Origin of the sequence: Mycobacterium sp. 1165178.9 (genome assembly GCF_001673555.1) — a bacterium.
Lineage (GTDB): Bacteria > Actinomycetota > Actinomycetes > Mycobacteriales > Mycobacteriaceae > Mycobacterium.
In genome coordinates this window covers 1-3,269 of the sequence record NZ_LZMB01000050.1, presented here as the reverse complement: position 1 = coordinate 3,269, position 3,269 = coordinate 1, and the positions used below count along the sequence as shown (strand labels likewise).

Genomic DNA, 3,269 nt, shown 5'->3' with positions numbered 1-3,269 from the left:
TCGGTGCCCTGCTACACGGGGGCCGGCTGGTGGTGGTGCCCGAACAAGTGGCCGCTTCCCCCGAGGATTTCCATGACCTGCTGATCCGCGAACACATCAGCGTGTTAACCCAGACCCCTTCGGCGGCGGCGATGCTGTCCGAGGTGGGGTTGGAGTCGGTGACCTTGGTGGTGGCCGGCGAGCCCTGCCCGGTGGAGTTGGTGCAGCGGTGGGCGCGCGGGGCGGTGATGCGCAACGCCTATGGCCCCACCGAGACCACCGTGTATGCGGCCATCAGCGCACCGCTGAGCGCGGGAGCCGAGGTGGTGCCCATCGGTGGCCCGGTGCCCGGGGCGGCGCTGCTGGTCCTGGATGGGTGGTTGCGCCCGGTGCCGGTGGGGGTGGTCGGGGAGTTGTATGTGGCCGGGCCCGCGGTCGGGGTGGGTTATTGGCGGCGTGCGGGGTTGACCGGGTCACGGTTTGTGGCGTGTCCGTTCGCTGCTGGGGGCGCCCGGATGTATCGCACCGGGGATTTGGTGTGTTGGGGGGCTGATGGGCAGCTGCATTATCGGGGCCGCGCCGATGAGCAAGTCAAAATCCGTGGGTATCGCATCGAACTGGGTGAAGTGCGCGCCGCGTTGGCCGGCCTTGAGGGAGTCCACGCCGCCGCGGTGATCACCCGCGAAGACCGTCCCGGCGATAAACGCCTGATCGGGTATGTGACCGGCACCGCCGAAGCGCCCGGGTTGCGCGCCGAGCTGGCCGGGCGCCTACCCGCTTATCTGCTGCCCGCAGCGATCGTGGTCCTCGAGGCGTTACCGCTGACCGCTAACGGCAAACTCGACACCGCCGCGCTACCAGCCCCTGACTACACCGACACCGATCACTACCGGGCCCCGACCACCCCCACCGAAGAAGTCCTGGCCGCGATTTATGCCCACGTCCTTGGACTCGAACGAGTCGGCATCGATGACTCATTTTTCGAGTTGGGTGGGGACTCGCTCTCCGCGATGCGCCTCATCGCTGCGATCAACACCAGCCTGGACAGCGCGCTGACGGTGCGCGCGGTGTTCGAAGCGCCCACGGTGGCCCAGTTAACGCCGCGACTGGGCGGGTCGGGCTCGGCGCTGGCCCCGCTGACCGTCATGACCCGCCCGGCGGCGGTGCCGGTGTCGTTCGCCCAGAACCGGTTGTGGTTTTTAGAGCAGCTGCAAGGACCCTCCCCGGTCTACAACATGGCCGCCGCGTTGCGGCTGCGGGGGCCCCTCGATGTCGAGGCGTTACGGGCCGCGCTGGCCGATGTGGTGGCCCGCCACGAAACCCTGCGCACCTTGATCCAGGCCCCCCAGGGCATCCCCCACCAGGTGGTGCTGGCCCCCGACCACGCCGAGGTGGGCTGGCAGGTAGTGGCCGCCGACGGCTGGTCGGACACCGACCTCGAACACGCCATCGAGACCACCACCGCGCACACCTTTGACCTGGCCCACGAAATCCCGTTCCACGCCCGGCTTTTCGCGCTAAGCGCCCAAGAGCACGTGTTCGTGGCCGTGGCCCACCACATCGCCGTGGATGGCTGGTCGCTGCGCCCGCTGATGCGTGATCTGAGCGCGGCTTATGCCAGCCGCGCGGGCGGGCGGGCCCCCGACTGGGCGCCCTTAGCGGTGCAGTATGTCGATTACACCCTGTGGCAGCGCGCCCAGCTCGGCGATCTCGATGACCCCCAGAGCCCGATCGCTGCGCAGCTGGCCTACTGGCAACAGGCCCTGGCCGGGATGCCCGAACGGGTGCTGTTGCCCACCGATCGGCCCTATCCCCTCATCGCTGATCAACGGGGGGCCACCATCACGCTGAGCTGGCCCGCGGGCCTGCACCACCAAATCGCTGGGCTGGCCCGCGAACACAACGCGACCAGCTTCATGGTGGTCCACGCCGCCCTGGCGATCCTGCTGGCCAAACTGAGCACCAGCACCGATGTGGCCGTGGGATTCCCCATCGCCGGGCGGCGCGACCCCGCCCTTGATGAACTGGTCGGGTTTTTCGTCAACACCTTGGTTCTACGAGTCGACCTGCACGGGGATCCCACCCCAGCCGAGCTGCTCACCCAAATACGCGCCCGCGCCCTGGCCGGCTATGAACACCAAGACGTGCCCTTCGAGGTCCTCGTCGAACGACTCAACCCCACCCGAAGCCTGACTCATCACCCCCTGGTGCAAGTCATGCTGGCCTGGCAGAACTGGCAACACCACCCCAGCGGCCCAACCCTGACCGACCTCGACGTCACCCAACTGCCCCTGAACACCCACACCGCGCGCATGGACCTAACCGTGTCGCTGGCCGAACACTGGAACCCCACCGGTCAACCCGCCGGGATCAGCGGCACCGTGGAATTTCGCACCGACGTGTTCGACACCGACACCATCCACACCCTGATCACCCGGCTGCACCGAGTCCTCGACACCATCACCACCGAGCCCGACCGGCCATTGTCGACCATCGATGTCCTTGAGGCCGCCGAACACACCCACCTACACACCTGGGGCAACCACGCTGCCCTGACCACAGCGACACCCGCGGGTGAGTCGGTGTCGGTGCCGGTGTTATTCGAACGCCAGGTCACCGCCACCCCGACCGCGGTCGCGATCAGCGACGCGGGTCAATCAATGACCTATGGCGATCTTGAGCGGGCCGCTACCGGGCTGGCTTATCGGCTGGCCGGTCACGGCGCACGCCCGGGAGGCTGTGTGGCACTGCTGATGTCACGCTCAGCCGAGGCGATCACCGCGATGCTGGCCATCCTCAAAACCGGGGCGGCCTACCTCGCGATCGACCCCGCCCTACCCGATGCGCGGATCGATTTCATGCTCACCGACGCCGCTCCCCTGGCGGTCATCACCACCACCGAACTCACCGACCGCCTCCACGGCCACACCCTGCCCGTCCTGCATATCGATGACCCCCACACCGATATCGATCCCGTCACCGATATCGATCCGGCCACCGCTCAGCCCGTCACCGTGCTGGTCTCACCCGCCCCCGAAGATGTGGCGTATCTGATCTACACCTCGGGCACTACCGGGGCGCCCAAAGGGGTGGCCATCACCCACCACAACATCACCCAGCTGCTGGGCTGCCTGGGCGCCCAGATGCAGTTGGCGGGGCAGGTGTGGTCGCAGTGGCATTCCTATAGCTTCGATGTCTCGGTGTGGGAGATCTTCGGTGCCCTGCTGCACGGGGGCCGGCTGGTGGTGGTGCCCGAACAAGTGGCCCGTTCCCCCGAGGATTTCCATGAC

General features: G+C 67.5%; 1 protein-coding gene. It reads left to right on the top strand.

What is annotated here, in order from left to right; translation table 11 throughout:
* On the top strand, positions 1-3,269 hold a 3,269-nt coding region (locus A5652_RS02690; RefSeq protein WP_156745118.1), incomplete at both ends, for a condensation domain-containing protein.